The sequence below is a fragment of the Nocardia sp. NPDC004340 genome (assembly GCF_053602575.1).
In genome coordinates this window covers 793,811-818,117 of the sequence record NZ_JBSGDW010000004.1, presented here as the reverse complement: position 1 = coordinate 818,117, position 24,307 = coordinate 793,811, and the positions used below count along the sequence as shown (strand labels likewise).

General features: G+C 69.4%; 25 protein-coding genes. 9 read left to right on the top strand and 16 right to left on the bottom strand.

Translation table 11 applies throughout. The annotated features are described in order from the left end of the window. Nucleotides 1-7 precede the first annotated feature (7 nt). Both ACWEOI_RS20410 and ACWEOI_RS20405 read right to left on the bottom strand, forming a co-directional pair. Entirely contained in the window at nucleotides 8-463 is a 456-nt protein-coding gene (locus tag ACWEOI_RS20410) for a GNAT family N-acetyltransferase (RefSeq protein WP_433672397.1), read from the bottom strand. Between the two features lie 323 nt (nucleotides 464-786). Further along, nucleotides 787-981: a hypothetical protein gene (locus ACWEOI_RS20405; protein WP_433672398.1), complete on the bottom strand. Its 195-nt coding sequence runs from the start codon at nucleotides 979-981 to the stop codon at nucleotides 787-789. A gap of 148 nt (nucleotides 982-1,129) precedes the next feature. On the opposite strand from ACWEOI_RS20405, the gene ACWEOI_RS20400 reads away from it, so the two are divergent. Continuing rightward, on the top strand, nucleotides 1,130-1,786 hold the full coding sequence (locus ACWEOI_RS20400; protein WP_452360581.1) for a DUF5134 domain-containing protein: 657 nt from the start codon (nucleotides 1,130-1,132) through the stop codon (nucleotides 1,784-1,786). A gap of 128 nt (nucleotides 1,787-1,914) precedes the next feature. After that, a complete protein-coding gene (locus ACWEOI_RS20395; RefSeq protein WP_433672400.1) occupies nucleotides 1,915-3,141 on the top strand; it encodes an aminotransferase class III-fold pyridoxal phosphate-dependent enzyme in 1,227 nt (408 codons plus the stop codon). 11 nt (nucleotides 3,142-3,152) lie between these two features. On the opposite strand, the gene ACWEOI_RS20390 is transcribed toward ACWEOI_RS20395, so the two are convergent. The 5 genes from ACWEOI_RS20390 to ACWEOI_RS20370 all read right to left on the bottom strand — a co-directional run bounded on the left by ACWEOI_RS20390 (nucleotide 3,153) and on the right by ACWEOI_RS20370 (nucleotide 7,625). Next, a complete protein-coding gene (locus ACWEOI_RS20390; protein WP_452360580.1) occupies nucleotides 3,153-4,709 on the bottom strand; it encodes an MFS transporter in 1,557 nt (518 codons plus the stop codon). 139 nt (nucleotides 4,710-4,848) lie between these two features. Then, nucleotides 4,849-5,541 (bottom strand): PhzF family phenazine biosynthesis protein, encoded by a 693-nt coding sequence (locus ACWEOI_RS20385; RefSeq protein ID WP_452360579.1) that lies wholly within the window; start codon nucleotides 5,539-5,541, stop codon nucleotides 4,849-4,851. Between the two features lie 21 nt (nucleotides 5,542-5,562). Beyond that, the gene (locus tag ACWEOI_RS20380; RefSeq protein ID WP_452360578.1) at nucleotides 5,563-6,312 is read right to left on the bottom strand and encodes an HNH endonuclease family protein; all 750 of its coding nucleotides are present in this window, start codon (nucleotides 6,310-6,312) and stop codon (nucleotides 5,563-5,565) included. Nucleotides 6,313-6,471: 159 nt separating this feature from the next. Beyond that, nucleotides 6,472-7,011, bottom strand: a complete 540-nt coding sequence (locus ACWEOI_RS20375) for a carboxymuconolactone decarboxylase family protein (protein WP_357096437.1) — start codon at nucleotides 7,009-7,011, stop codon at nucleotides 6,472-6,474. A gap of 26 nt (nucleotides 7,012-7,037) precedes the next feature. Next, a complete protein-coding gene (locus tag ACWEOI_RS20370; RefSeq protein WP_452360577.1) occupies nucleotides 7,038-7,625 on the bottom strand; it encodes a peroxiredoxin in 588 nt (195 codons plus the stop codon). Nucleotides 7,626-7,732: 107 nt separating this feature from the next. Between ACWEOI_RS20370 and ACWEOI_RS20365 the strand changes: the two genes are divergently transcribed. The 4 genes from ACWEOI_RS20365 (at nucleotide 7,733) to ACWEOI_RS20350 (ending at nucleotide 11,585) form a co-directional block, all read left to right on the top strand. Beyond that, nucleotides 7,733-8,641, top strand: a complete 909-nt coding sequence (locus ACWEOI_RS20365) for a LysR substrate-binding domain-containing protein (protein WP_433672405.1) — start codon at nucleotides 7,733-7,735, stop codon at nucleotides 8,639-8,641. A gap of 82 nt (nucleotides 8,642-8,723) precedes the next feature. Then, the gene (locus ACWEOI_RS20360) at nucleotides 8,724-9,500 is read left to right on the top strand and encodes an MBL fold metallo-hydrolase (protein WP_452360576.1); all 777 of its coding nucleotides are present in this window, start codon (nucleotides 8,724-8,726) and stop codon (nucleotides 9,498-9,500) included. Continuing rightward, nucleotides 9,497-9,955: a gamma-glutamylcyclotransferase gene (locus ACWEOI_RS20355; RefSeq protein ID WP_433672407.1), complete on the top strand. Its 459-nt coding sequence runs from the start codon at nucleotides 9,497-9,499 to the stop codon at nucleotides 9,953-9,955. The genes ACWEOI_RS20360 and ACWEOI_RS20355 overlap by 4 nt, the downstream gene beginning before the upstream one ends. A 34-nt stretch (nucleotides 9,956-9,989) precedes the next feature. Further along, nucleotides 9,990-11,585 (top strand): acyl-CoA synthetase, encoded by a 1,596-nt coding sequence (locus ACWEOI_RS20350; protein WP_452360575.1) that lies wholly within the window; start codon nucleotides 9,990-9,992, stop codon nucleotides 11,583-11,585. Here the strand turns inward: ACWEOI_RS20350 and ACWEOI_RS20345 are convergent, their stop codons facing one another. The 3 genes from ACWEOI_RS20345 to ACWEOI_RS20335 all read right to left on the bottom strand — a co-directional run bounded on the left by ACWEOI_RS20345 (nucleotide 11,586) and on the right by ACWEOI_RS20335 (nucleotide 13,720). Next, nucleotides 11,586-12,023 carry an RpiB/LacA/LacB family sugar-phosphate isomerase gene (locus ACWEOI_RS20345; protein ID WP_404204769.1) on the bottom strand — a complete coding sequence of 146 codons (438 nt, stop codon included), beginning with the start codon at nucleotides 12,021-12,023 and terminating at the stop codon, nucleotides 11,586-11,588. It abuts the gene before it with no gap. Nucleotides 12,024-12,062: 39 nt separating this feature from the next. Further along, on the bottom strand, nucleotides 12,063-13,046 hold the full coding sequence (locus ACWEOI_RS20340) for an aldo/keto reductase (protein ID WP_433672409.1): 984 nt from the start codon (nucleotides 13,044-13,046) through the stop codon (nucleotides 12,063-12,065). An 89-nt stretch (nucleotides 13,047-13,135) separates the two neighbouring features. Continuing rightward, nucleotides 13,136-13,720, bottom strand: coding sequence for a TetR/AcrR family transcriptional regulator (locus ACWEOI_RS20335; protein WP_357282998.1), 585 nt, complete (start codon nucleotides 13,718-13,720; stop codon nucleotides 13,136-13,138). A 97-nt stretch (nucleotides 13,721-13,817) separates the two neighbouring features. On the opposite strand from ACWEOI_RS20335, the gene ACWEOI_RS20330 reads away from it, so the two are divergent. Then, nucleotides 13,818-14,855, top strand: a complete 1,038-nt coding sequence (locus ACWEOI_RS20330) for a beta-ketoacyl-ACP synthase III (RefSeq protein ID WP_452360574.1) — start codon at nucleotides 13,818-13,820, stop codon at nucleotides 14,853-14,855. Between the two features lie 102 nt (nucleotides 14,856-14,957). Here ACWEOI_RS20330 and speD read toward each other — a convergent pair whose 3' ends face one another. The 4 genes from speD to ACWEOI_RS20310 form a co-directional block, all read right to left on the bottom strand. Continuing rightward, the gene (gene speD, locus ACWEOI_RS20325) at nucleotides 14,958-16,172 is read right to left on the bottom strand and encodes an adenosylmethionine decarboxylase (protein WP_452360667.1); all 1,215 of its coding nucleotides are present in this window, start codon (nucleotides 16,170-16,172) and stop codon (nucleotides 14,958-14,960) included. Nucleotides 16,173-16,184: 12 nt separating this feature from the next. Beyond that, complete coding sequence (locus ACWEOI_RS20320) at nucleotides 16,185-17,285, bottom strand: type III PLP-dependent enzyme (RefSeq protein WP_357094069.1); 1,101 nt, start codon at nucleotides 17,283-17,285, stop codon at nucleotides 16,185-16,187. A 123-nt stretch (nucleotides 17,286-17,408) separates the two neighbouring features. Then, the gene (locus ACWEOI_RS20315; protein WP_452360666.1) at nucleotides 17,409-19,877 is read right to left on the bottom strand and encodes a DEAD/DEAH box helicase; all 2,469 of its coding nucleotides are present in this window, start codon (nucleotides 19,875-19,877) and stop codon (nucleotides 17,409-17,411) included. A gap of 88 nt (nucleotides 19,878-19,965) precedes the next feature. Further along, entirely contained in the window at nucleotides 19,966-20,919 is a 954-nt protein-coding gene (locus ACWEOI_RS20310) for a proteasome assembly chaperone family protein (protein ID WP_433672411.1), read from the bottom strand. 232 nt (nucleotides 20,920-21,151) lie between these two features. On the opposite strand from ACWEOI_RS20310, the gene ACWEOI_RS20305 reads away from it, so the two are divergent. Beyond that, the gene (locus ACWEOI_RS20305; protein WP_433672412.1) at nucleotides 21,152-21,826 is read left to right on the top strand and encodes a sensor domain-containing protein; all 675 of its coding nucleotides are present in this window, start codon (nucleotides 21,152-21,154) and stop codon (nucleotides 21,824-21,826) included. A gap of 67 nt (nucleotides 21,827-21,893) precedes the next feature. Here the strand turns inward: ACWEOI_RS20305 and ACWEOI_RS20300 are convergent, their stop codons facing one another. Beyond that, nucleotides 21,894-22,463 carry a hypothetical protein gene (locus tag ACWEOI_RS20300; RefSeq protein WP_452360573.1) on the bottom strand — a complete coding sequence of 190 codons (570 nt, stop codon included), beginning with the start codon at nucleotides 22,461-22,463 and terminating at the stop codon, nucleotides 21,894-21,896. Nucleotides 22,464-22,586: 123 nt separating this feature from the next. Further along, nucleotides 22,587-23,534: a helix-turn-helix transcriptional regulator gene (locus ACWEOI_RS20295; RefSeq protein ID WP_452360572.1), complete on the bottom strand. Its 948-nt coding sequence runs from the start codon at nucleotides 23,532-23,534 to the stop codon at nucleotides 22,587-22,589. A gap of 94 nt (nucleotides 23,535-23,628) precedes the next feature. Here ACWEOI_RS20295 and ACWEOI_RS20290 point away from each other — a divergent pair, with 94 nt between their 5' ends. Then, nucleotides 23,629-24,036 (top strand): VOC family protein, encoded by a 408-nt coding sequence (locus ACWEOI_RS20290; protein WP_433672415.1) that lies wholly within the window; start codon nucleotides 23,629-23,631, stop codon nucleotides 24,034-24,036. The last annotated feature ends 271 nt before the right edge of the window (nucleotides 24,037-24,307 follow it).

Sequence of the window (24,307 nt, the reverse complement as noted above, 5' to 3'; positions counted from 1 at the left end):
CGTGGACTCAGAGCGCGCGGGTCATGAACACGCTGTGCGGATCCTCGGCGTAGTCCGCGAACGGCCCGCAGTGCTCGAACCCGTAGCGCTCGTACAGCCGCACCGCGGGCCGATAGAACTCCGACGATCCGGTCTCCAGGCTCAACCGCGCGTACCCGCGCGCCCCGGCCTCGGCGAGGATGTGCCGCAACAACTGTGACGCGACCCCGCGCCCGCGATACCCGGGCGTGGTGCGCATGGACTTGATCTCCCCGTGCGTGGGGTCCAGCTCCTTGATCGCCCCGCACCCGGCCAGCTCGGTCCCGTCCCACGCGGTCCAGAAGGTGATCTCGGGCTTGCGCAGCGCCGCCACGTCGAGCGCGTGCATGCTCTCCTCCGGCGAGTTCGCCAGCATCTCGGCCACATGCGCCTCGAGCAAACCGATCACCTCGGGCCCGGTCAGATCATCGACCACAATCCGCATGTCGTCAGGCTAGCGAGCCTCCGGCGGGGCCCGCGCGTCGACTGACCTGGCGCGCCAACCCGCCGACCTGGCGTGCCGTCGGCCCCGATATGTCCTGTACGCCTCCTTCGGCTCAGCGACACTCGGTGTGACCGGATGGGTTTCGTGATCACCTCGGGTTACCCGGCCGGTGTTCGGAGCGTCGTGGGGCGAACCGTGAAGTGCACATTTCCGAGAGTGCCGGCGCGGGGCGTCGGATACGTGCACGGCGGCCCGAAGCTTGAAGACGGCCCGGCAGCCGCAAGGCTCCGGGCCGTTGCCATGTCCGCGACCGCGTGGTTCGGTCAGCGCTCGGCGACTCCGGCCTCGAGGGCGCTCAGACGCGCGTCGAAGCTGCGCATCTCCTGCAGGATGCCCTTCATGGCTTCGGTCATCTGCTCGACGGAATAGCGCAGCAGGTTCAGGCTCGCGCGGAGATCGGCGATCGGGTCGACGGGATCGTCGGTTCGGCGCGGGCGGTCGGCTCGGCTGTGACGCATGGAGTGACTCCTCTGTTCATTCTCTCGATACGAACGTTTCAGGGGAGCCGGGCGAGTGAATCGGCCGGGCAATCGGTCACGAGTGGCGGTGCGGGGGCGGGGGATTCGGCAGCGCAAGTTCCGGGCTGTGAGCGCCGAGGATGTCAGCATGGAAGGGGGAGCCGGTCGCCGCGGTGAGAGGTGGTGGGGCGTGGGGTTGTTCGTGGAGCAGTACGGGCTGGTGCGGTGGAGCGCGGTGATCGCCTTCTGCGTGGCCGCCGCCCTGGTGGTCGCCAGGCTGGCGCGGGTGCGGCCGGTCGGGTGCGACGGGCCGCGCGCGGATCGCGAATCCGATGCCGCGCATCTGATGATGTGCCTGGTCATGGTGGGAATGCTGGTGTTCCCGACCGCTGTCGACGTGCACGCGGTGCGCGGGGTGCTGACGGCCATGGTGGTCGTGTACACGCTGGTGCTGGGTGAGCGGATCCTGCGGTGGCGCAACGGGATCGGAGACGCCGGGGCGGGGACCGCCGGGGCGTTCGCGTATCACGTGCTGGCGGCCGCGGCCATGCTGTACGCGATGAGCGGGCACGGGGCGCACGAGCACGGCGGGCCCGGGCACGGGGGACCCGCGCCCGCTCCGCTGCTGGCGCTCGCCGCGCTGTTCGCGCTCGACGCCGTCGTCATGCTGACGCCGGGCCTGCGCCGCCGTTTGCCGGGAGTGTTCCCGCACCCCGGCGGCACGGCCGGAGCCCCGGCCGTGGTGCCGCACCTGGTGATGGACCTCGGCACCGTCTACATGCTCGTGGCGGCCGCCGCCGGCTGAGCCCGCTGCCCGTTCCGGCGCAGCCGGGGGCCGTTCGACCTGTTCACCGTCCTTCGGGGTTAGATAGTGAGCAAAGGTCGGTTCGCCCGGTTGGGGGTGGCCGGTATCGGGTGATGGAGGTGCTCTGGATGGGTTCGCTGTGGCATGGCTTCGCCGATATGGGTGCGGTCGAGCGGGACGGGGCGTTCGTGGTGGCGCGGGGCGAGGGCGCCCGCATCTGGGACGAGGGTGGCACGGAGTATCTCGACGCCACCGGCGGACTCTGGTTCGCCAATGTCGGCCACGGCCGCCGCGAGATCGCCGACGCGGTGGCCGCCCAGCTGACCCAGGTCGCGCACTACTCCAACTTCGGTGACCTGGTCTCGCCGGTGACCCGCGATCTGGCCGAGCGGCTCTCCGCGCTCGCCCCGGTGCCGGGCAGCAAGATCTTCTTCACCTCGGGCGGCTCCGACGGCATCGACACCGCCGCCAAGCTGGCCCGCCGCTACTGGCAGGAGATGGGCCGCCCCGAGAAGACCATCCTGGTGGGACGGCAGAAGGCGTACCACGGCATGCACGTCGGCGGCACCTCGCTGGCCGGGATCCCGGTCAACGGCGAGGGCTACACCGGCGTCTTCATGCCCGACACCCGCACCATCGAATGGGATCAGGCCAAGGCGCTGACCGCGCTCATCGAGGAGCTCGGCGCCGAGCGCATCGCGGCCTTCTTCGCCGAACCCATCATCGGCGCGGGCGGTGTCTACCTGCCGCCGGAGGGCTACCTGGCCGAGGTCCGCCAGATCTGCCGCGACAACGACATCCTGTTCGTCGCCGACGAGGTCGTCACCGGCTTCGGCCGCATCGGCGGATCCTGGTTCGCCTCCTCGCGTTTCGGCCTGGAACCGGATCTGATGACCACCGCCAAGGGCCTCACCTCCGGCTATGTCCCCATGGGCGCGGTCTTCATCGCGCCCCGCATCGCCGAGCCGTTCTTCTCCGGCGGCGTGTGGTGGCGGCACGGCTACACCTACGGCGGTCACGCCGGCGCGGCCGCCGCGGCCATGGCCAACCTCGACATCTTCGAGCGCGAGAACCTGCTGGAAGCCAGCAAGAACCTGGAAGCGCTGCTGCACGAGCACTTCTCGCCGCTGGCCGACCACCCGCGCGTCGCCGAGGTGCGCAGCGGCCTGGGCGCGGTCGCCGCGGTCCAGCTCGCCGACCCGGCCGAGGCGCTCGGCATGGTGAAAACCCTCCGCGCGCACGGCGTCTCGACCCGCGCGGCCGGTCAGGGCGCGCTGCAGATCTCGCCGTCGTTCGTCATCACCGAGGCCGAGGTCGCGCAGATGGCCACGCGGTTCGCCAGCGCGCTCGGCTGAGCGGCGACCGATCAGTGATCGTGCCCGCCGGACAGTTCTCCGGCGGGCACGTGGCGTAGCCGGGCCACGGCCAGCGCCGCCACCAGCAGCGCGCCGACCGCCGCCACCCCCGCGGTGATGTGCACCCCGTGGATGAAGGCCGTGCGGGCCGCCGCCAGCACCGACGCGCCGACCCTGTCGGGCAGCGTCGCCGCCACCTGGACCGCCTCGCCGAGGGTCTCGCGCACCGCGTCCGCGCCGGGCAGCCCGTGCGGCAGCGAGTCGTCGAGATCGGCTCGGTAGATGGCCAGGCTGATACTGCCGAGAATCGAGATGCCCAGCGCGCCACCGAGTTCCGCGCCGGTCTCGGACACGCCCGAGGCGGCTCCGGCCTGCTCGGGCGGCGCGGAGCCGACGATCAGTTCGGTGGTGATGCCGAAGACCGGCGCCAGCCCCAGCGCGATGAGCAGCGAGGCGACCACCGCCGCGACCGGCCCGCCGTCCACCGTGAGCCGGGTGAGCATGGCCAGACCGATGGCGGCCAGCACCATTCCGGCCCCGATCAGATACGCGGGCCGCACCACGCGCACGATGCGCGGGGCAGCCTGCGAGCCGATGATGAACCCGACACTGGACGGCGCCATGGCGATGCCCGCCGCCATCGGCGTCATGTCCAGCACCAGCTGGAAGTACTGGGCCACGAACAGGAAGTAGCCGAACGCCACGAAGATGGCGATCACATTGATGCCCAGCGCCGTCCGGAACGCGCCGAGCCGGAACAGTCGCAGATCCAGCATGGGATCGGGCCGGGTGAGCTGCCGCCGCACGAACAGCGCGCCCGCCATCAGCCCGACCGCGACGGCCACCAGCGGCACCGGCCCGAGGCCGTCCTGCGCGATCGTCTTCATGGCCAGCACCAGCGACACCATGGTGACCACACTCAGTGCGGCACTGGTCAAGTCGAGCCGCCCGGCCTCGGGATCGCGGAACTCGGGCAGCACCCGGGGCCCGAGCACCAGCAGCAGCGCCATCACCGGGACGGCCAGCAGGAACACCGAGCCCCACCAGAACCGTTCCAGCAGTACGCCACCCAGCAACGGCCCGACCACGCCGCCCGCGGAGAACGCGCTCACCCAGGTGCCCACGGCCAGTGACCGCTGCCGGGGATCGCGGAACATGTTGAAGATCAACGACAGTGTCGAGGGCGCGATGGTCGCACCGGCGACACCGAGCAGCGCCCGGCACACGATCAGGAACTCGGCGGTGGGGGAGAAGGCCGCCACCACCGACACCACGCCGAACAACGCGCCGCCGACCAGGAGCAGACGTCGCCGCCCGATCCGGTCGCCGAGCGTGCCCATGGTGATGAGCAGACCGGCCAGCATGAAGCCGTAGACGTCGATGATCCAGAGCAGTTGGGTGCTGCTCGGGTGCAGTGTCGAACTGATCTGCGGCACCGCCAGATGCAGCACGGTGAGATCCATGGCGTAGACCAAGCAGGCCAGCGTGAGCACCCCGAGGCCGATCCACTCCCGGCGCCCCGCCAGCTCCGGCCGCTCGTGGGCGGCTGTGACGAGGGCGGTATCCACGACGAATCGTCCTTCCGGTGGGGGTGTGGCCGCGGGGGCGACGGCGCGCCCTCCACCATCTCACCGCCCACCGACAGCCGCGCAACCGAATTTCCCCTACCGAACGCGCGAGTGCTCGGCCCACGGAAAGCAGGTGAATCTAGATCACGATGGGGTGGTCGGCGGCTACACGCCCGCCGATGCGGGCCCAGCCGTCGGAGTCCCATTCGGTGAAGAGTTGCGAGCCCTGTCCCTGGGTGATGTGCAGGCCGCGGGTGAGCAGCGCGGTCAGCTCGATGGCCGCCGAGCCGGTGGCCTCGTCCTCGGGAATTCCCAAGCCGGGGGAGAACATTCGGGCGCGGACCGCGGCACGCGGTTCGTCGGTCCAGGCCCAGCAGTAGTGCTGGCCGCTGGGGAAGTCGGCCGGGTCGAGGGTGGCGATCAGTGTCGGATCCTCGAACTGGTGGAATTCGAACGACGGCGACCAGGCGGCGCGGGCGCGGGCCCAGGCCAGCCCGTCGGTGAGCGTGACCTCGACGGGCCCGGCCGGGACGTCGATGACCTTCACCGGCGTCCGCTGCTCGTTGAGCCACCACGCCGCGCCGATGCTGGGCCGCCCGGCGAAGGACAGTTCGACGGCGGGGGTGTAGATGCGCATCGCCGCCCGCCCATCGACCGGGTCGTCGATCACCGCGGTCAGCGCCTGGCCCACGCGGGCGGCGAGCGCCTGATGGTCGATGTGCTCCACGGCGGAGCGGCGGACGATCCCGAGCGGGCTGCCGAATCGACCGGCCGCGTCGGTGAACACACGCAGGACCTCGATCTGGGCGCTATCACTTTCCGGAACGGTCATGTCACGCGAGCTTACCGACAGTTATCGATTCGCGGGAGGTGCACAGGTATCGAGCATGTCGACCAGGGCGCTCTTCTCGGTGGGTTGCACGCTCAACCCCCAGCGCTCCTTGACGCTCACCCAGCGGCGCGCGTACTCGCACCGGTACGCCTCCCGCGGCTGCCACTGATCGGGCGACTTGGAGCCCTTCTCCTGATTGGCCTGCTTCTGGACCGCGAGCAGATTGCCGACGTCGTTGGCGAACGTCTGGCGCTGCTCGGGCTTCCACCGCGAGGCCCCCGAGCGCCAGGCGTCGCCGAGCGCGACCACGTGGTCGATCTCGATCTCGGAGGATGCGAAGCGGTCGTAGGGAATTCGCTCCCCGGTGTAGGGATCGTCGAGCGTCCCCGACAGCACCAGGCACGAATTACTGTCGCCCACACGGGCTTCGGTGAGGTCGCGCTTCATCACCTGTTCGCGCGCGGTGCACCCGCCGGTGAGCGCCGGCTCGCCGCCGCGCCCCGACCAGCCGGGGCCGAAGGCGTTGCGGTCGTAGTTCTCCCAGTTGCGGTTCCACGCGACGGGCAGACGGTCCAGTCCGGCCCGGGCCCGGGCGGCGTCGAGGATCGGGGTGCCCGCCTGCTCGGGCGGCGGGGGCGGTTCGGCGGCGGGGGTCTCGTGGCGATTCAGATACAGTGCCAGGCCACCCGCGGAGAGCGCGATCAGGAGCACGGAGGAGGCGAAGAGTCTGCGCCGGCGACGCCGGGCAGGGGTCCGGGAGCGCGGAGGCATGCCGGGCAGTCTAGGTGGGCAATCCGGATGTTCCGGGCATTGTTGCTGGATTGCAGCAATCTAGTGGCAAATACGCAGGCGGATGTGACGAGGGGCCGGACACCCGTGGTGTCCGGCCCCTCGCCGAGAATCCGCGTCCCGGGCAGCGCCCGTGATCGACTAGACGGCGGCCGTGGCCAGCGCCTCGGTCGACGCCACGGCCTGGCCCACGCCCGCCACGATCGCGGCCGCGCGCAGCGCCTCGAAGATCACCTCGCGCGACACGCCCGCCTCACGCAGCGTGTGCTCATGCGCCTCCAGGCAGTGCTGACAGCCGTTGATCGAGGAGACCGCGAACGACCACAGCTCGAAATCGACCTTGTCCACGCCCGGGGTGCCGATGATCTGCATGCGCAGGCCCGCGCGCAGATCGTCGTAGCGGCCGTCCAGGAACGCCTTGCCGCGGTAGAACACATTGTTCATACCCATGATCGACGCGGCGCCCAGCGCGGCGTTGTACGCCTCGGCCGACAGCACGTCGGCCGCCTCCTCGGCGATCTCCCGCAGCGTGGTCGCGGACTTGGTGGCCGCGGCCGAGGCCAGCAGGGTGCCCCACAGCTGCTGCTCGTTGAGCACGGTGCTGCGCGCCATGGACGACAGGTTGAGCTTGAGGTCCTTGGCGTACTCGGGCAGCGAGTTCTTCAGGTTATCGATGGTCACGACGAAATTCCTTACGAGCCTTGCTCTTACACCGACGCGGTCATGAGCTCGCCGGCCTGGATGGTCGGGTCGCCCTTCTTCCAGTTGCAGGCGCACAGCTCGTCGGACTGCAGGGCGTCCAGCACGCGCAGCACCTCGTCGACATTGCGGCCCACCGAACCGGCGGTGACCGACACGAACTGGATCTCGTTGTTCGGGTCGACGATGAAGGTGGCGCGGTCGGCGACGCCGTCGGCATTGAGCACGCCGGTGGCCGTGGCCAGTTCCCGCTTCAGGTCGCTGAGCATCGGGAACGGGAGGGCCTTGAGCTCCTCGTGCTGCGCGCGCCACTGGAAGTGGACGAACTCGTTGTCGACGGAGGCACCCAGCACCTGCGCGTCGCGATCGGCGAACTCCTCGTTCAGCTTGCCGAAGGCGGCGATCTCGGTCGGGCACACGAAGGTGAAGTCCTTGGGCCAGAAGAAGACGATGCGCCACTTGCCGGCGTAGTCGTCGCTCGAGATCTGGGTGAAGTAGTCGTCGGGCTGCTGAGCGTTCACCTTCGAGAGATCACCGCCGATGACAGCCTTCAGGTTGTACGCGGGGAACTGATCGCCGATGGTCAGCAGTGCCATGAATGCTCCTCGTTGTAGTCATGCCGATTGTGTCGAGACTTCTGTATACGATCCTGGCCGAACAGCGGTGAGAGGTAAAGGTGATCGGTCGCACTACACTCATAGGCGTGACTGATCAAACTTATCAGCCCACCCTGTCACAGCTGCGTGCGTTCGTGGCCGTCGCGGAGTACCGGCACTTCGGCACCGCGGCGACCCGGCTCGGCGTGAGCCAGCCCACGTTATCCCAGGCGTTGGCATCACTGGAAAACGGACTGGGGCTGTTGCTGATCGAACGCAGTACGCGTCGTGTGCTGGTCACCGCCGACGGCAAACGTTTGCTGCCGCAAGCCATCGCGACCCTCGAGGCCGCTGACCGATTTGTCGCGTCGGCCGCCGGGGAGGGGCTGCGCGGCACCCTGCGGCTGGGCATCATCCCGACCGTCGCCCCCTACGTGCTGCCCGCCCTGCTGCCCGAATTGCGCAGGCGGGTGCCCGCGCTCGCGCCGCACGTCATCGAGGACCAGACCGCCCGGCTGCTCGACGGCCTGCGCTCGGGCGTGCTCGACGTGGCCATGCTGGCGCTGCCCGCCGACGCGCCCGGCCTGGTCGAGATACCGCTCTACACCGAGGAGTTCGTGCTGGTCGTGCCGCGCGGCCACGAGCTGGCCGGTCGCTCCGACCTGACCCCGGCCGATCTCGACGCGCTACCGCTGCTGCTCCTCGACGAGGGCCACTGCCTGCGCGATCAGACCATGGACCTGTGCCGCACCCACGACGCGCACCCCGGCGCGGTCGGCGACACCCGCGCCGCGTCGCTGGCCACGGTGGTGCAGTTCGTCGCGGGCGACCTCGGCGTCACCCTGATCCCGGCCATGGCGGTCCCGGCCGAGACCGCGCGCGGCACCCTGGACGTGGCGACCTTCGCCGCGCCCGCGCCGGGCCGCACGGTCGGGCTGGCGTTCCGGTCCTCCACCGCGCGCGGCGACGACTACGAGCTGCTCGCCGAGATCATCCGCGAGGGCCGTCCACGCTGAGCCCGCGCGCCCGCCGGGTGCCGCGACAAATCCGGCAACCTGCGCGGTTGCGTCACTCTGGGGTGTCTGAAACGCTCGAGCCATGCGCGTCCATCACCTCAACTGCGGCACCATGGGATTCGGCGTCATCGATCACTGCCTGCTCCTCGAGACTCGCGACGCGCTCGTGCTCGTCGACACCGGGTTCGGGCTCGAGACCGTGCGGCAGCCCGGAAAGATGCTGGGTGCCAGCCGGTTCCTGATGGGCGCGAAACCGTCCGAGGGCGAGACCGCGATCCGCCAGATCCAGGCGCTGGGCTACGACCCGCGCGACGTCCGGCACATCATCCTCACCCACCTCGACCTGGACCATTCCGGCGGACTCTCGGACTTCCCCGAAGCCACCGTGCACATCCACGGACCCGAATTCCGGGCCGCCACCGCGACGCCGACCCTGTCCGAGAAGCTGCGCTACCGGGCCGCGCAATGGGCGCACGGACCCAAGTGGATGGTGAACGAGGTCGAGGGCGGCGAGGACTGGTTCGGCTTCACCGCGGTGCGCGACCTGCCCGGGCTGCCGCCGGAGATCCTGGTGGTGCCGCTGCTCGGTCACACCCGCGGTCACGCCGGCGTGGCGATCGATCACGGCAACGGATGGCTCCTGCACGCCGGTGACTCGTTCGTCACCGAATCCAGCATCCACCCCGAGGAGCCGTTCACACCGTTCTGGTGGAAGGTCTACGAGACCGGGTCCATCGTGGGGGACGCGTACCGGCTGAACCAGCGGCGGTTGCGGGAACTGCGGAAGCTGCACGGGGACACGGTGACCGTCGTCAACTCCCACGACGCGGGGCTGTTCGCGCGGATCGCCGGGCGATGAGCGACCGGTGGGCGCGGAGGCTTCCGGCCGCGAGTGATCCACTGTTCGTCTACGGCACCCTGCGGTTCGAGGCCGTGCTGACCGCGTTGATCGGCCGCGTACCGCGGATGGAACCCGCGCGGCTGCTCGGACGGCGGGCCGCCGCGCTGCCCGGCCGGGCGTATCCGGGACTGGTCGCCGCGGCCGACGCCGTGACCGAGGGCTTCATGCTCACCGGGCTCACCGCCGAGGACTGGCGGGTGCTCGACGCCTTCGAGGACGACGAGTACGACCTGACCCCGGTGCCGGTGCACGCGGGGGAGCGGGTCGGGTACGCGTGGACCTACACCTGGACCGCCGAGGTCGCCGAGGCCGATTGGTCGGCCGCGGACTTCGAGTCCGGGCACCTACCGTATTACGAGTCGAAATGTGCTGCGTGGCGGCGGGATCTGGTCCTGCTCAGCGAGACTGTATGACGCGGGACACACTCGTGCGGTAGAAGTTGGTCGCATGGATGCACAGGGCACTGATCGGACCGTGACGGGCGCGCGCTCGCAGGCGCTCGGAGATCTGCTGCGGCGCAGCGCCGCCCGGGTCCCGGACAAGACCGCGTTGGTGTGGCGCGATCGGCGCGAGAGTTACGCCGATCTGGACGTGTCCGTGAACCGGGTCGCGCACAGCCTGGCCGATCGCGGTGTGGGGCAGGGGGATCGGGTCGCGATCTACTCACACAACTGCCGCGAGTTCGTGCTCCTCTACTTCGCGCTGGCCCGGCTGGGCGCGATCTCGGTGCCGATCAATTTCATGCTCACCGCCGACGAGGTGGCGTTCATCCTCGAACACAGCGGGGCGGTTGGTTTCGTCGCCGAGGACGGCCTCGCCGAACAGGCCGAAGCCGCCGTGAAACAGCTGGGTGACAGCCGGATCCGGCTGCTCGGCCGGATCGCCCTGGGTGATCTGCCCGCGACGACCGGATGGGAGGACGTGAGCGCCTGGGAATCCCACTCCGACACCTCCGCCCCCGAGGTGTTCGTCGCCGACGACGACCCCATCCAGATCATGTACACCTCCGGCACCGAGTCGCGCCCCAAGGGCGCGGTGCTGTCGAGCCGCGCGCTGATCGCGCAGTACACCAGCGTCGTCGTCGACGGCCGTATGAGCGCCGACGACATCGAGGTGCACGCGCTGCCGCTGTACCACTGCGCCCAGCTGCACTGCTTCCTCACCCCCGACCTGTGGCTGGGCGCGACCAGCATCCTGCTGCCCGGCCCCGACCCCGCGACGGTGCTGCGCACCATCGAAACCGAGCGGGCCACCAAACTGTTCTGCCCGCCCACGGTGTGGGTCTCGCTGCTGCGCCACCCCGACTTCGACAGCTACGACCTGTCGTCCCTGTGCAAGGGCTACTACGGCGCGAGCATCATGCCCGTCGAGGTGCTGCACGAACTGGCCGAACGACTACCCGGCGTCGGCCTCACCAACTTCTACGGCCAGACCGAACTCTCGCCGCTGGCAACGGTTCTCGCACCCGAGGACCAGCTCACCAAGCCCGGGTCGGCGGGCCGCCCGGCGCTCAATGTCGAGACCCGGGTGGTCGACGACGACGACAATCCGGTCGGCGTCGGTGTCGTCGGCGAGATCGTGCACCGGTCGCCGCAGGCCATGCTCGGCTACTGGAACGATCCCGCCAAGACCGCGGAAGCCTTCCGCAACGGCTGGTTCCACAGCGGCGACCTGGGCGTACTGGACGCCGACGGCTACCTCAGCGTGGTCGACCGCAAGAAGGACATGATCAAGACCGGCGGCGAGAACGTGGCCAGCCGTGAGGTCGAGGAAGTCCTCTACGAACACCCGGACGTCTCCGAGGCCGCCGTGGTCGGCATTCCGCATCCACGCTGGATCGAGGCGGTCGCCGCGATCGTGGTGGCGCGCACCGGAACCGCGCCGGACGCCGACGCCGTCATCGCCCACTGCAAACAGCGCCTCGCCGGATACAAGGTCCCCAAGTACGTGACCTTCGTCGAGGCGCTGCCCAAGAACCCCAGCGGCAAGATCCTCAAACGCGAATTGCGTACGCGGCACGCGGATCTGGCCGCGCAGGACTGATCAGCTGATCAGATCCACATGGGCGATGTTCGCCCGATCGCCGGGGTCCTCACTCGGAGCCCCGGCGAACCAGGCGTCGAGAATCTCGCTCAGCTGCGCGCGTGAGGTGAGGCGCAGACTCAGCGCCAGCACGTTGGCGTCGTTCCACTTCCGTGCTCCCTCAGCGGTATACGCGTCCACGCACAGCGCCGCCCGCACCCCGGCGACCTTGTTGGCGGCGATGGACGCGCCGGTGCCGGTCCAGCAGCACACGATGGCCTGCTCGGTCCGGCCGTCGGCGACGTCGCGCGCCGCCGCCTCGCACGCCCACGCCCAATCGTCGCGTTCGTCCGGATCGAGGGCCCCGTGCACGGTCACCTCGTGCCCGCGCGTCCGCAGCTCCTCGACCACGGCCGTGGCCACCCCGGTGTCCTCGTCTGCGGCAACCGAAATCCTCATGCGGTCAGTCTCCTCGACAAGGCCCGGGATCGGGGGGGACTAGCGGTTCGTGACGCGCGAGAGCGCTTCGGGATAGCGTGCCCCGGCCACCGATGCGGCCGGCGCGGCGGCCTCGATGCGGGCCAGATCCTCCGGCGACAGCACGATCTCGGTGGCGGCCACGTTCTGTTCGAGGTAGGTGCGGCGCTTGGTGCCGGGGATCGGAACCACGTCGTCGCCGCGGGACTGCACCCAGGCCAGGGCCAACTGCCCCGCGGTGACGCCCTTCTCGTCGGCCAGTTCGCGCAGGGCCGCGACGATGGCGAGATTGGCGTCGATATTGCCGTCGGCGAACCGGGGCAGGCGGCGGCGCATGTCGTCGGCGGGCAGGTCGGCGGTGGAGGTGATCGCGCCGGTGAGGAAGCCGCGACCCAGCGGCGAGAACGGCACGATGCCGATTCCGAGCTCGCGGCAGGCGGGCACGATCTCGGCCTCGATGTCTCGGGTCCACAGCGACCATTCGCTCTGCAGCGCGGTCACCGGGTGGACGGCGTGGGCGGCGCGGATGGTGTCGGCGGCGGCCTCGGAGATGCCGAGGTAGCGGACCTTGCCGGCCTGCACGAGTTCCGACAGCGCGCCCCAGGTCTCCTCGATGGGCACGTTCGGGTCCACGCGATGCTGGTAGTAGAGGTCGATGTGGTCGATGCCCAGCCGCGCGAGCGACTCGTCGCAGGACTGCTTCACATACGCGGCGTCGCCGCGCGCGCCGAGCGTGCCCTGCTCACCCCAGACGATGCCGAACTTGGTGGCCAGCACGACCCGGTCGCGACGGTCGGCGATGGCGCGGCCGAGCAGTCGCTCGTTGGTCTCCGGGCCGTAGACGTTCGAGGTGTCGAGCAGGGTGACGCCGAGGTCCAGGGCCCGGTGGATGGTGGCGATGGACTCGGCGTCGTTGTCCTGGACGCCGTAGGCGCCGCTCATGCCCATGCAGCCGAGGCCCTGGGCGCCGACGGTCAGCTCGCCGAGTTTCCTGGTCGCGATCATGCGATGAATCCTCCTCGGTTGGAATGGAATTCGCGGCGTTTCGCCGTCTGACCGAAACGCTACGACCTGGAGTGCGCTCCAAGTCAAGATCAGCGGCGGTTGGGTAGGTGGTGGTGCAGCAGGACGGTGAGCTGGGTGCCCGCGTCGGTGAAGGGGAGAGCGGATTTCAGGGCCCGGCTCTGCACGATCGCGCCCTCGATGACCGAGAGGGCGAAGCCGGACAGGGAACAGGCGGTGGCGCGTTCGATACCCGCGTCGACCAGGCCGTCGGCCAGCCGCGCGGTCCATTCGGAGAAGGCCTGACCCGCGGCCGACTGCAGGGTCGGGTCCAGTTCGTCGAGGGCGGCGGCCATCATGAACGATCCCGCGCGGAACTCGCTGGTCTCGAGCTGGCCGCGCCAGAAGCCGAGCAACTCGTCGACCCAGGCGTCGAGGGAGGGCGCGACCGGCAGCGCGTCGGACATACGGCTCACGTGGGAGTAGACCATGCGCGACACGATGCGGGCCGCGGTGGCCACCAGTTCCCCCTTGCCGGAGGGGAAGTGCTGGTAGAGCGAGTTTCTGGAGGCGTTGCTGCGTTTGAGGAGTTCGTTGAGACCGGCCGCGTGCACGCCGTGTTCCTGGACGGTGGTGATGGTGCTCGCGATCAATCGGGCGCGTGGTCCCGCCGTCATTGCAATTTCCTCCAGCCCTTGTGTGAACCGATCGGTCCATGTTAAACCTAACCCATGTGGACCGATCGGTTCATATGGGAAAAGAGGAAATCCGCGCATGTCAGCCCAGATCGCCACCGCCACCCCGGTAGCCCACGCCGCCCTGCTCGGCCTGGGCGTGTACCGGCCACGCCGGGTGGTCCCCAACGCCGAGATCGTCGACCGCATCAACTCCTCCGACGAATGGATCCGGACCCGCTCCGGCATCGAGGCCCGCCACTGGGCCGATGACGACGAGACCATCGTCGGCATGAGCGCCGCCGCCGCCCGCGACGCGCTCGCCGCCGCCGGGGTCACCGCCGAGCAGATCGACGCGGTCATCCTGGCCACCTCCTCGCAGATGGTGTTGGGACCGTCCGCCGGAGCCGTGGTCGCGACCGAACTCGGCATGCACGACACCGCCGCCTTCGACGTCTCGGCCGGATGCGCGGGCTTCTGCTACGCGCTCGCCAACGGGGCCAACCTGGTGCGCGCCGGTCAGGCCCGGCACGTGCTGGTGATCGGCGTGGAGCGGCTCTCGGACCTGCTCGACCAGGACGACCGCACCTGCGCGTTCATCTTCGCCGACGGCGCCGGCGCGGTTGTGGTGGGCGCCTCCGACGTCGAGGGCATCGGGCCGGTGGCCTGGGGCTCGGACGGCAGCCAGACCGCCGCGATCAAGCAGGACAAGGACTTCAAGACCTACTTCGCCGAGGTCGCCGCGGCGGAGGCCGCCGGCGGTACCACCGAGCGGCCCTACATCCGGATGAACGGCGCGGCCGTGTTCCGCTGGGCCGTCACGTTCTTGGAGAAGGCCTGCCGCGACGCGCTGGACCAGGCGGGCGTGAACGTGGAGGATCTGGACGCGTTCGTGCCGCACCAGGCCAACGGGCGGATCACCGACGCGCTGGTGCGGGCGCTGCACATGCCCGAGAACATCGCCGTCGCACGGGATATCGCGGAGGCGGGCAATACCAGCGCCGCGTCGATCCCGATGGCGATGGAGCAGCTGCTGCGCTCGGGCGCCTCGAAGCCGGGCGACACCGCGCTGCTGCTGGGCTTCGGCGCGGGCCTGGCCTACGCCGGTCAGGTGGTCACGCTCCCCGCGATCGCGTGACGATCGGCCCGGCGACAACGAAATCCGTTGTGTGAAACGACGAAAAACGAAGCGCCCCGCACAGCCTGGCTGTGCGGGGCGCTTCGGTTCGGAGCTGATCGACTAGACGGTCACGCTCGCACGCAGCGCGTGCGGCTCGATCGCGCCGCGGACCAGGGCCCGCTCGTCGATGGTCTCGGCCTTGTAGGGCAGGGTCGACAGCGTCTCGGTCATCTTCGCGACCGGGTCCGCCACGGCGGCCGGGGTACCGAAGATGAACGTCCACTCGTGCTCGTCGCTGACGTACGGAACGACGGTCTCGAACAGGTTGTGGAACCGGGTCCACGAACGCTTCAGGGTCTCGTTGCGCCACATGGTCTGACAGCCGGCCTGCGCGGCGAGCACGCCGCCCTCGGCCAGCAGCGCCTTACAGCGGTTGAGGAAGTCGTCCTCGTAGAGGCGATTGTGCTGCGCGTCCTCGACCCGCTCGTCCGGCAGGTCGATGCAGATCATGTCGTAGCGCACGCCCGCGGCCTCGGCCTTGGCCAGGAAGTCCCAGCCGTCGGCGTAGTGCATCTTGATCGGGCCGGTCTGCGCGACCGCCTCGGCCAGGTCGGCCTCGGAGTAGCCGTAGGGGAGGTGCTTCGCGCACAGCTCCACCTCCAGCTGGTCGATGTCGACGTGGTCGACGAGCGAGGCGCCCGCGGCCACCGACATCTGCGAGGCGACACCCTCACCGGAACCGATGATCAGCACCTTGTCCAGCTTCGCGGCCAGCGCGTACCCCGGGACCAGCATGGCCTCGTGGTAGGTGAGCTGCGAGAACTCGGTGGACTGGCGGTCGTCGTCGGAGAACAGGGAGATGCCCTGCTCGGTCTTGGCGATGACCATGTGCTGGTACGGGGTGTTGGTGTCGACGATGGTTTCCGTCGTGTTCCACACCCGGGTCAGACCCTCGCCGACCGGCTCGTGGATCCGGCGGGCGGTGTGGCCGCGCTGGATGACCTCGATGTTGACCGACCCCGGGGACAGCTCCTGCTGCAGCAGTTCGACGGCCTTGGTGGCGCCGGAACCGATGCTGCCGCAAGTGAATACGTCGACGAAGATGTCGCCGGACTCAGGGTAGGTGTGGATCGAGGCGTGCGACTCGGCGAGCAGTGCCAGGATGGTGACACCCTGCGGCTCGAACTTCTTGCGCACGACATCGCAGATGGTCACCCCCGCGGCGACCAACGATTTTCGAAGCGCGGTTTCGAGTCGTTCGAGGTCGTCGCAGAGGCCAGCGTCGACACCACCGAACTCGGCCAGCACATGCCAGCCGGTGAATTCTGCCGTGATCATGGCTAAAACTCACTCTCGCTCAGCGCCAGTGACATGGACTGTCAGTGGCGGAAAACCGTTGAAGGACACCGACGAATAGCTCGCCGTATAGGCGCCGGTCTCGAGGATCCGAACGGGATCACCGGCTCGCAACGTGGTCGGAAGGAGGACACGCGTGCGTTGATAGAGTACATCGTCGCCATCACACGTAGGACCAGCGACTACCGCCTCGTCCTTCGGATCCGAGTCCCGATCGGTTTCGAATCGGTAGGCGATGTACTCGTTCTCGGTTTCGGCCATGCCGTTGTAGCGGCCGATGTCGAGGTATATCCAGCGCCGCCCGTCCGGCGCTCGGCGAACATTCACCACTTCGGCGTGGATCACACCGGTGTTGCCCACGAGGGCGCGACCGGGCTCCACCACCAGGGCGGTGTGTTCCGGGAGATAGCGGGCCGCCGCATCGGCGATCGCCGCACCCAGCTCCGAGACCCCCGGAGCCGGATCGACATACGAAATCGGCAGTCCCCCACCGATATTCACCGCAGTGACCGGAATGTCCTTGACGGCCAGCGCTTCCGCGATGGCTCCGGCCTGCTCGATGCCGATGCCCCACGCCTTCGGATCCAGCTGCTGGGAGCCGACGTGGAAGTAGGGACCGACCACCTTCAGCCCGAGGTCGTGCGCCCGCACCAGCAGCCGCGCGGCCTCGCCCGGCGCGCAGCCGAACTTGGTGCCGAACGGCGTCTGCGACTGCGGCGCCGACGACAGGAACCGGCACTCGACCTCCGAGCCCGGCGCATGCTCGGCGATGCGTTCCAGGTCGTCCTCGGTGTCGAAGGCGTAGCGCCGCACACCCGCCGCGTAGGCGGTGGCGATCTGCGAGGCCTTCTTGATCGGGTTGCCGTAGCACATGACGGCCGGATCGACGCCCTGCGCGAGGCAGAGTTCGATCTCGCCGACGCTGGCGACGTCGAACTCGGCGCCCTCGTCATTCAGCAGCCGGATGATCTCCGGTAGCGGACTCGCCTTGACGGCGAAGCGAATTCGCGCCGCGGGTAGGGCGGCATGCAGTGCGCGGTAGTTCGCGCGCACCCGGTTCAGGTCGACGACCAGACAGGGTGACTCGGGCAGGTTTCGATCGGTCAATCTAAGGGAACTCTCCGTGGTTCGGTGGGCCGGCCGGAAAACGGCAACAGTGCGCGAGAATAGCAGCGTTCGGCCTCGAAAAACGAACCGGTGTGACGGGGGTTGCACTCACCCCGCGCTGATCGACACCTCGTCGAAGACCACTTCGCCCGCTGCGTCCGATTCCGCGAGATCCACGACGGCGTCCAGCGACCATCCGTGATCGCCGGCCGGGTCGTCGAGCACCTGGCGCACATGCCAGAAGCCGGGCCGCTGTTCCACCTGGAACAGTTTCGGGCCCCGGGCGTTCGGCCCGGTGCCGATGGTGGCGTACTCGTCGAAATAGGGGCCCAATTCGGCCTCCCAGTCCAGGTCGTCGCCCAGCTCCTCGAGCGCCGCCCAGCGTCGCAGCGCCGCCAGGTCGACCCGGCGGAACATGGCATTGCGCACCAGGACCCGGAAGGCGCGCTCATTGGCCGAGATCGGGCGCACCGTCTCCGCCCCGAACGCCACCTGCTGCTCGTCGCCCTCGGCGCCAGGATTGGTGAGCTGCTCCCATTCGTCGAGCAGGCTGGAGTCGACCTGCCGGATCAGCTCGCCCAGCCATTCGGTGATGTCGTCGAGTTCCTCGGTGCGGGCCTGTTCGGGCACGGTCCGCCGCAGCGCCCGGTAGGCGTCGGCCAGGTACCGCAGCACCACGCCCTCGGAGCGGGCCAGCTCGTAGCCCGACACCAGTTCGGCGAAGGTCATGGACCGCTCGACCATCTCGCGCACCACGGCCTTGGGGGAGGGCTCGAACTCCGACACCCAGGGATGCCCGGCCTTGTAGGTCTCGAACGCGGGCTCGATGAGTTCGGCGGCCAGCGGCTTGGGCCAGGTGACCTCTTCGAGGAGCTCCATGCGCTCCTCGTATTCGATCCCATCGGCCTTCATCTCCGCGACCGCCTCGCCGCGCGCCTTGTGCTGCTGGGCCATCAGCAGCTGGCGCGGATCCTCGAGGGTGGACTCGATGAGCGAGATCACGTCGAGGGTGTAGGTCGGCGACTCCTTGTCCAGCAGTTCCAGCGCCGCCAGCGCGAACGGCGAGAGCGGCTGATCGAGCGCGAAGTCGCGCTGCAGATCCACCATCAGCCGGGCGTGCCGGCCGTCGGCGTCGGGTTCGTCGAGCTGCTGCACCACGCCCGCGTCGCGCAGCGCCCGGTACAGCCGGATCGCCTTGAGGATGTGCCTGCGCTGCGCCGCGCGCGGCTCGTGGTTCTCCTCCAGCAGGTGCCGCATGGCGTAGAAGCAATTGCCTTTGCGCGCAATCACATTCAGCAGCATCGAGTTGGTCACGTTGAACCGCGACACCATGGGTTCGGGCGAGGCCGCCACCAGCCGGTCGAAGGTCTCCTCCGACCAGGACACGAAACCCTCGGGCGGCTTCTTCTTCTGGACCTTCTTGAGCTTCTTGGGGTCGTCGCCGGCCTTGGCGATCAGGCGCGCGTTCTCCACCTCGTGCTCGGGGGCCTGCACCACCACGGTGCCCATGGTGTCGTAGCCCGCGCGCCCGGCGCGGCCCGCGATCTGGTGGAACTCGCGGGCATTGAGCCGCCGGGTGCGCACGCCGTCGTACTTGGTGAGCCCGGTCAGCATGACCGTGCGGATCGGGACATTGATGCCGACGCCGAGGGTGTCGGTGCCGCACACCACCTTCAGCAGCCCGTCCTGCGCCAGCTTCTCGACCAGGCGGCGGTACTTGGGCAGCATGCCCGCGTGGTGCACGCCCACGCCGTGGCGGATGAACCGCGACAGCGTCTTGCCGAAGCCGGTGGCGAAACGGAATTCGCCGATGGCCGTGGCGATGGCGTCCTTCTCCGCCTTCGAGGACATGTTCACGCTCATCAGCGCCTGCGCCCGCTCCATGGCCGCGGCCTGGGTGAAGTGCACGACGTACACCGGCGCGAGGCTGGTGGTCACCAGATCCTCGAGCGTCTCGGTGATGGGGGTGCGCACGTACGAGAAGCTCAGCGGCACCGGCCGTTCCGAACCGGACACGATGGCGGTCTCGCGGCCGGTGCGCCGGGTCAGGTCCTCGGCGAAGAAGTCGACCTCGCCCAGGGTGGCCGACATGAGCAGGAACTGCGCCTTGGGCAGCTCGATCAGCGGCACCTGCCACGCCCAGCCGCGATCGGGATCGGCGTAGTAGTGGAACTCGTCCATGATGACCTGGCCGATATCGGCCGCCGCGCCTTCGCGCAGCGCCAGATTGGCCAGGATCTCCGCGGTCGCGCAGATAATGGGCGCGTCCGGGTTCACCGCCGCGTCACCGGTCACCATGCCGACCCGGTCGGCGCCGAACACCTCGCACAGCGCGAAGAACTTCTCGCTCACCAGCGCCTTGATCGGCGCGGTGTAGTAGCTGCGCTCGCCCTTGTTGAGCGCGGCGAAGTGCGCGCCGATCGCGACCAGCGACTTACCCGACCCGGTCGGGGTGTTGAGGATGACGTTGGACCCGGTCACCAGTTCCAGCAGCGCCTCTTCCTGCGCCGGGTACAGATTCAGGCCCTCCGAGCCCGCCCAGTCGGCGAAGGTCTCGTACAACCAGTCCGGGTCCACGTCGGAGACGGCACGGTCGGGAACCAATTCGGACAGCTGCACGCCGACAGACGTTACCGGTCGGCGCCGGGTGATCCCGCAACGACCACTACCGCAGCGGCGGGTTCTCCGGTCCGTCGCCGTCGGCGAACCCGGCCTGCTCGGCCAGGAAGCGCTCGAACTCCGCGCCCAGCTCGTCGCCGGTGGGCAGATCGTTCTCACTGGCCAGCAGGCTGGACTGGCGTTCCTGGGCGGTGACGAAGCTGTCGTACTGCCGCTCGAGCGCGGCGACCACGGTCTCCACCTCCGAATTGCCCGCGATCTGCTCGTTGACCTGTTCGCGCACCCGCGCGGCGGCGTCGGTGAGCGCGGCCAGCGGCAGTTCCAGGCCCGCGTTCTCGGCCACGTTCTCCAGCAGCGTCTGCGCGGCTTCCGGGTAGGCGGTCTGGGTCAGGTAGTGCGGCACATGCACCGAGAATCCGACCGACTCGTGTCCGTGCTGGGCCATCCGGAACTCCAGCAGCGAGGACGCGCTGCCGGGCACCTGCAGCTCACCGGGCCAGCGCTGATGCTCGCCGACCAGGTCGGAGTCCGAGGCGTGCGCGGTGACGCCGAGCGGGCGGGTGTGCGGGATGGCCATGGGGATCGCGCTCAGCCCGATGGTCCGGCGCACGCCCAGCTGTTCGGCCAGCAGGCGCACCGCGGTGACGAACCGCTCCCAGCGCAGATCCGGTTCCAGCCCGGCCAGCAGCAGGAACGGCGTGCCCGCGGTGTCCTTGAGGGCCCACAGGGTCAGTTCCGGCTCGGTGTAGTCGGAGAAGTGATCGGTCTTGAAGGTCATGAGCGGACGCCGCGAGCGGTAGTCGAGCAGCTCGTCCATGTCGAACGAGGCGACCAGCTCGTGCTCGAGGCTGTCCTTGAGATGCGAGGTGGCCAGGCGTACCGCGTGTCCGGCGTCGGTGAAACCCTCGAGGCCGTGCACCAGGACCGGGCCCGAGCCGTCGGGAGAGGACAGCTGCGGAGCCGGGAATTCCAGCTCGTACATTCGCGACTCGTAGTCCATCGCGTACTCCTTCCTGCGTGGCCCACTTTCGCGACCAACCCCATTGTCCCTCATACCCATGACAGGTGCGCAGCACCCGCACCCGCTGTGCAACACGCCGAACCCGGACCCGCATTCCCGCTGTCCCGGCGCGCGGCGTGGCATTCGGTGTGAACAGCCGATTTTCGGCATAGTGGGCCGAGTGACCCAGCCCTCCGCACCCCCCGTACGCAGCACTCGCAGGACCGCGCGGATGGTGGGGATCGTCACGCTGGGCACGGTGCTGGCGGCCTGCGGGACCACGGTCACCGGGCATCCGACCGCGGTGCGCAACTCGGCGCCGGTCGCCACCGCCGATCAGACGCTCACCGCGATGCTGCCCGATCCGTCGAAGTTCCCGTCGCGCTACACCGCGGTCGTGCTGTCGCCGGAGACCGCGGCCCAGGCCGCTTACGACCTCGAGGGGTATCTGCCGGGGGCGCAGGTGGATCCGAGCACGTGCGCGCCGGTCGCGCCGAAGACCGGTCCGGCCGTGTCGGTCGGGACCGACGACCACGGTCAGGCGACGCTCACGGTGGTGCTGACCCGGCCGGGCAAGCCGCTGTCGACGCTGCGGGATCAGTTGCGGCAGTGCGGGACCGTGAAGGTCGGGCACACCGGGGTGACCTCGGTGGTGACCACGCAGCTCGATCCGCCGCCACCGGTCATCGCCGACGACTCGCTCGCTCTGCGGCGCACGGTCGCACCCGAGAATCGGCCGGGCGGTCCGGAGAACCGCGACGGTCTCACCCGCAGCATGCAGACGCTGATCGGCCAGGTCGGCGAGGTGCGGGTCGCTGTGACGTACATGACTTCCGGGTCCACCTCCGATACCGAGGCGCTCGACACCCTGTTCACCGCGGCCGTCCGCAAGGTGCGCAAGGGCTGAGCGTCCCCGGGGCCCGGGAAGCCGCGGGAAAGGGAGCCGACCCTGCCTGCTCGGCTCCCGGACCCCATCAGCAGGCGGGAAGCGGCTGGTTCGAACCCGAGTTGGAACCGCTGCCGCCCGAGCCGGTGCCCGAGCCGCTGTCGCCGGAGCCGGTGGCCGAGCCGCTGCCCGCCGAACCGCTGCCGCCCGAACCGGTGCCCGCCGAACCACCCGACGAGCCCGGGATCAGCGAGGAGATCGGCGGGCACGTTCCGCCATTGCCGACGATGTAGACGGTCTGAGTCTGGCTCAGCCCCTGGCGGACACCCACGGTGTAGGTGCCGTCATTGGTCGGGTGCCAGGCCAGGTTCGCGGCCGCGCCGGCGCCATACGAGACGGGGGTGAGGGTGCCGATGACCGCGCCGTTCACCAGGAAGTCGACCGGGGTCAGCTGGTCGGCGCCGCCGAGCGAGGCCTGGATGACGCAACCGTCGGCGACACTGCACGGCTTGTCGCTGGTGAGGCCCGCGACATGCACGTTCTCGATGGAGGCGCCGGCCGGGGCGGCCAGCATGGAACCGGCCACCACGGCGAGCGCGACGGCCGCCGTCGCACCGGCGGCGGGCCGTCGTAGATCTGGGTAGAGCTCTTTACTCACGGAAAATCCTTTCGGCGCGTTGAAGGGGTCGCGCCGGGCGGACTGTAACAGTGGCGGACTGTGAAAGTTCACGAAATCGCCACTGCTGCAACATCATTCGATTATCGCATAACAGGGAAGCGGTTACTGGCCGGTACGGTAGCGGGCGAGCAGTTCCGCGCCCAGGCGTGCGAGCTCCGCGCGCACCGATTCCGGCTCCACCACCTCCACGGCCGCGCCCCAGCCCGCCAGCTGCTGGGCGATCATGAGCGCCGTCGGCGCGGTGACCGTGGCCCGGACCCGCCCGTCGCCGGTGGGGCCGTCCAGAACGCAGTGCCGCCCTTGCTGTTTGCGCAGCACCGGCGCCAGCTCGGCGGTGATCAGCACCGTCGCCGCGAGCGACGAGCGCTGCCGTTCGACCTCCTCGACCACCTCCGACCAGGCCGTCGAGAGGTCGAAATCGTCCGGCCGGGAGGCGATCTCGCCGGTCGGCTCGGCACTCGCGATCCGGTCCACGCGGAAGGTCCGTTGCCCGCGCTCGGTTCCGGCGACCAGGTACCAGATGCCGTCCTTGTCGACCAGGCCCCACGGATCGACCAGCCGCTCGGTCCGCTGCCCGGCGCGGTCGTAGCGCAGCCGGATCCGGCTGCGGCGCACCACCGCCCGCTGCAGCTCGTCCACCAGGGCCGGGGGCCGATCGTCGGATTCGCCCCAGCGGGCCGGGTCCACCACGATCGCGCCCGCCGCCGCCTGCGCGGTGTCGCGGAAGGTGGGCGGCAAGGCGCGCAACAGCTTCCGCAGCGCGGACTTGGTGGCGGGGCTCGCCGTGGCCACCGGGCCCAGCAGCAGGAACAACGCCTGGGCCTCGGGGCCGGTGAGACCGCTCAGGTCCGTGCGCGCGCCGCCGACCAGCGCCCAGCCGCCGCCGCGTCCGGGCTGCGGGTAGATCGGGACGCCGGCCGCGGACAGGGCTTCCAGGTCCCGGCGGGCGGTCGCCACCGACACCTCGAGTTCGGCCGCCACCTCGGCCGCGGTCACCCGGCTCCGGGTCTGCATGAACAGCAGGGTCGCCACCAATCGATCCGCGCGCATACCCGGAATTCTGCCCGGAAAAGTGCTCATTCGGTGAGCACTTTGCGCGCGATGATGGTGTGGTAACCCGCTGAACCGACCGAGGAGAACCGCCATGCTGCGTGGAATGGCCACCGTCAACTACTTCGCCGACGATCTCGAGGCGGCCAAGGACTGGTACAGCGAACTGCTCGGCGTGCAGCCGTACTTCGCCGTGCCGGGCGGGTACTACGAGTTCCGCATCGGTGACTACCAGGCCGAACTGGGCATCATCGCGGGCAAGTTCGCGCCCTCGCACCCGGACGTCCCGGGCGGTCAGATCGTGAACTGGCACGTCGACGATGTCGCCGCCACCTTCGAGCGGCTGCTCGGCATGGGAGCGACCGTGTACGAGCCGATCATCGAGCGCGGCGAGGGCACCGGTTTCGTGACGGCCTCGGTGGTGGACCCGTTCGGCAATGTCCTGGGGATCATGTCCAATCCGCACTACCTGGCGATCCTGGCCGAGTCCCGGCCCGCCTAGGCGTCTTTCGTTGCGCACGGTCTCCTTCCGGCGCTGCCGCGGGGCAGTGCCAGGCGGACACTAGCAGCGGAAACGCGGCCGGGCGGGGAAAATGAAATGATTGCATTTCAGGTTCGCGTCCCGAGGGCTCGGCGCGGGGCGCCCGGACACGGCGGCCGTGCGAGCGGGCGCACGATAACAACGGGCACCGACACAGTCCGCGTTGCGGCTGCCTGACCACGCCGAGTACTCCACGACTCGCGATCGGGGCGATGAATCATCCACAGCCCCA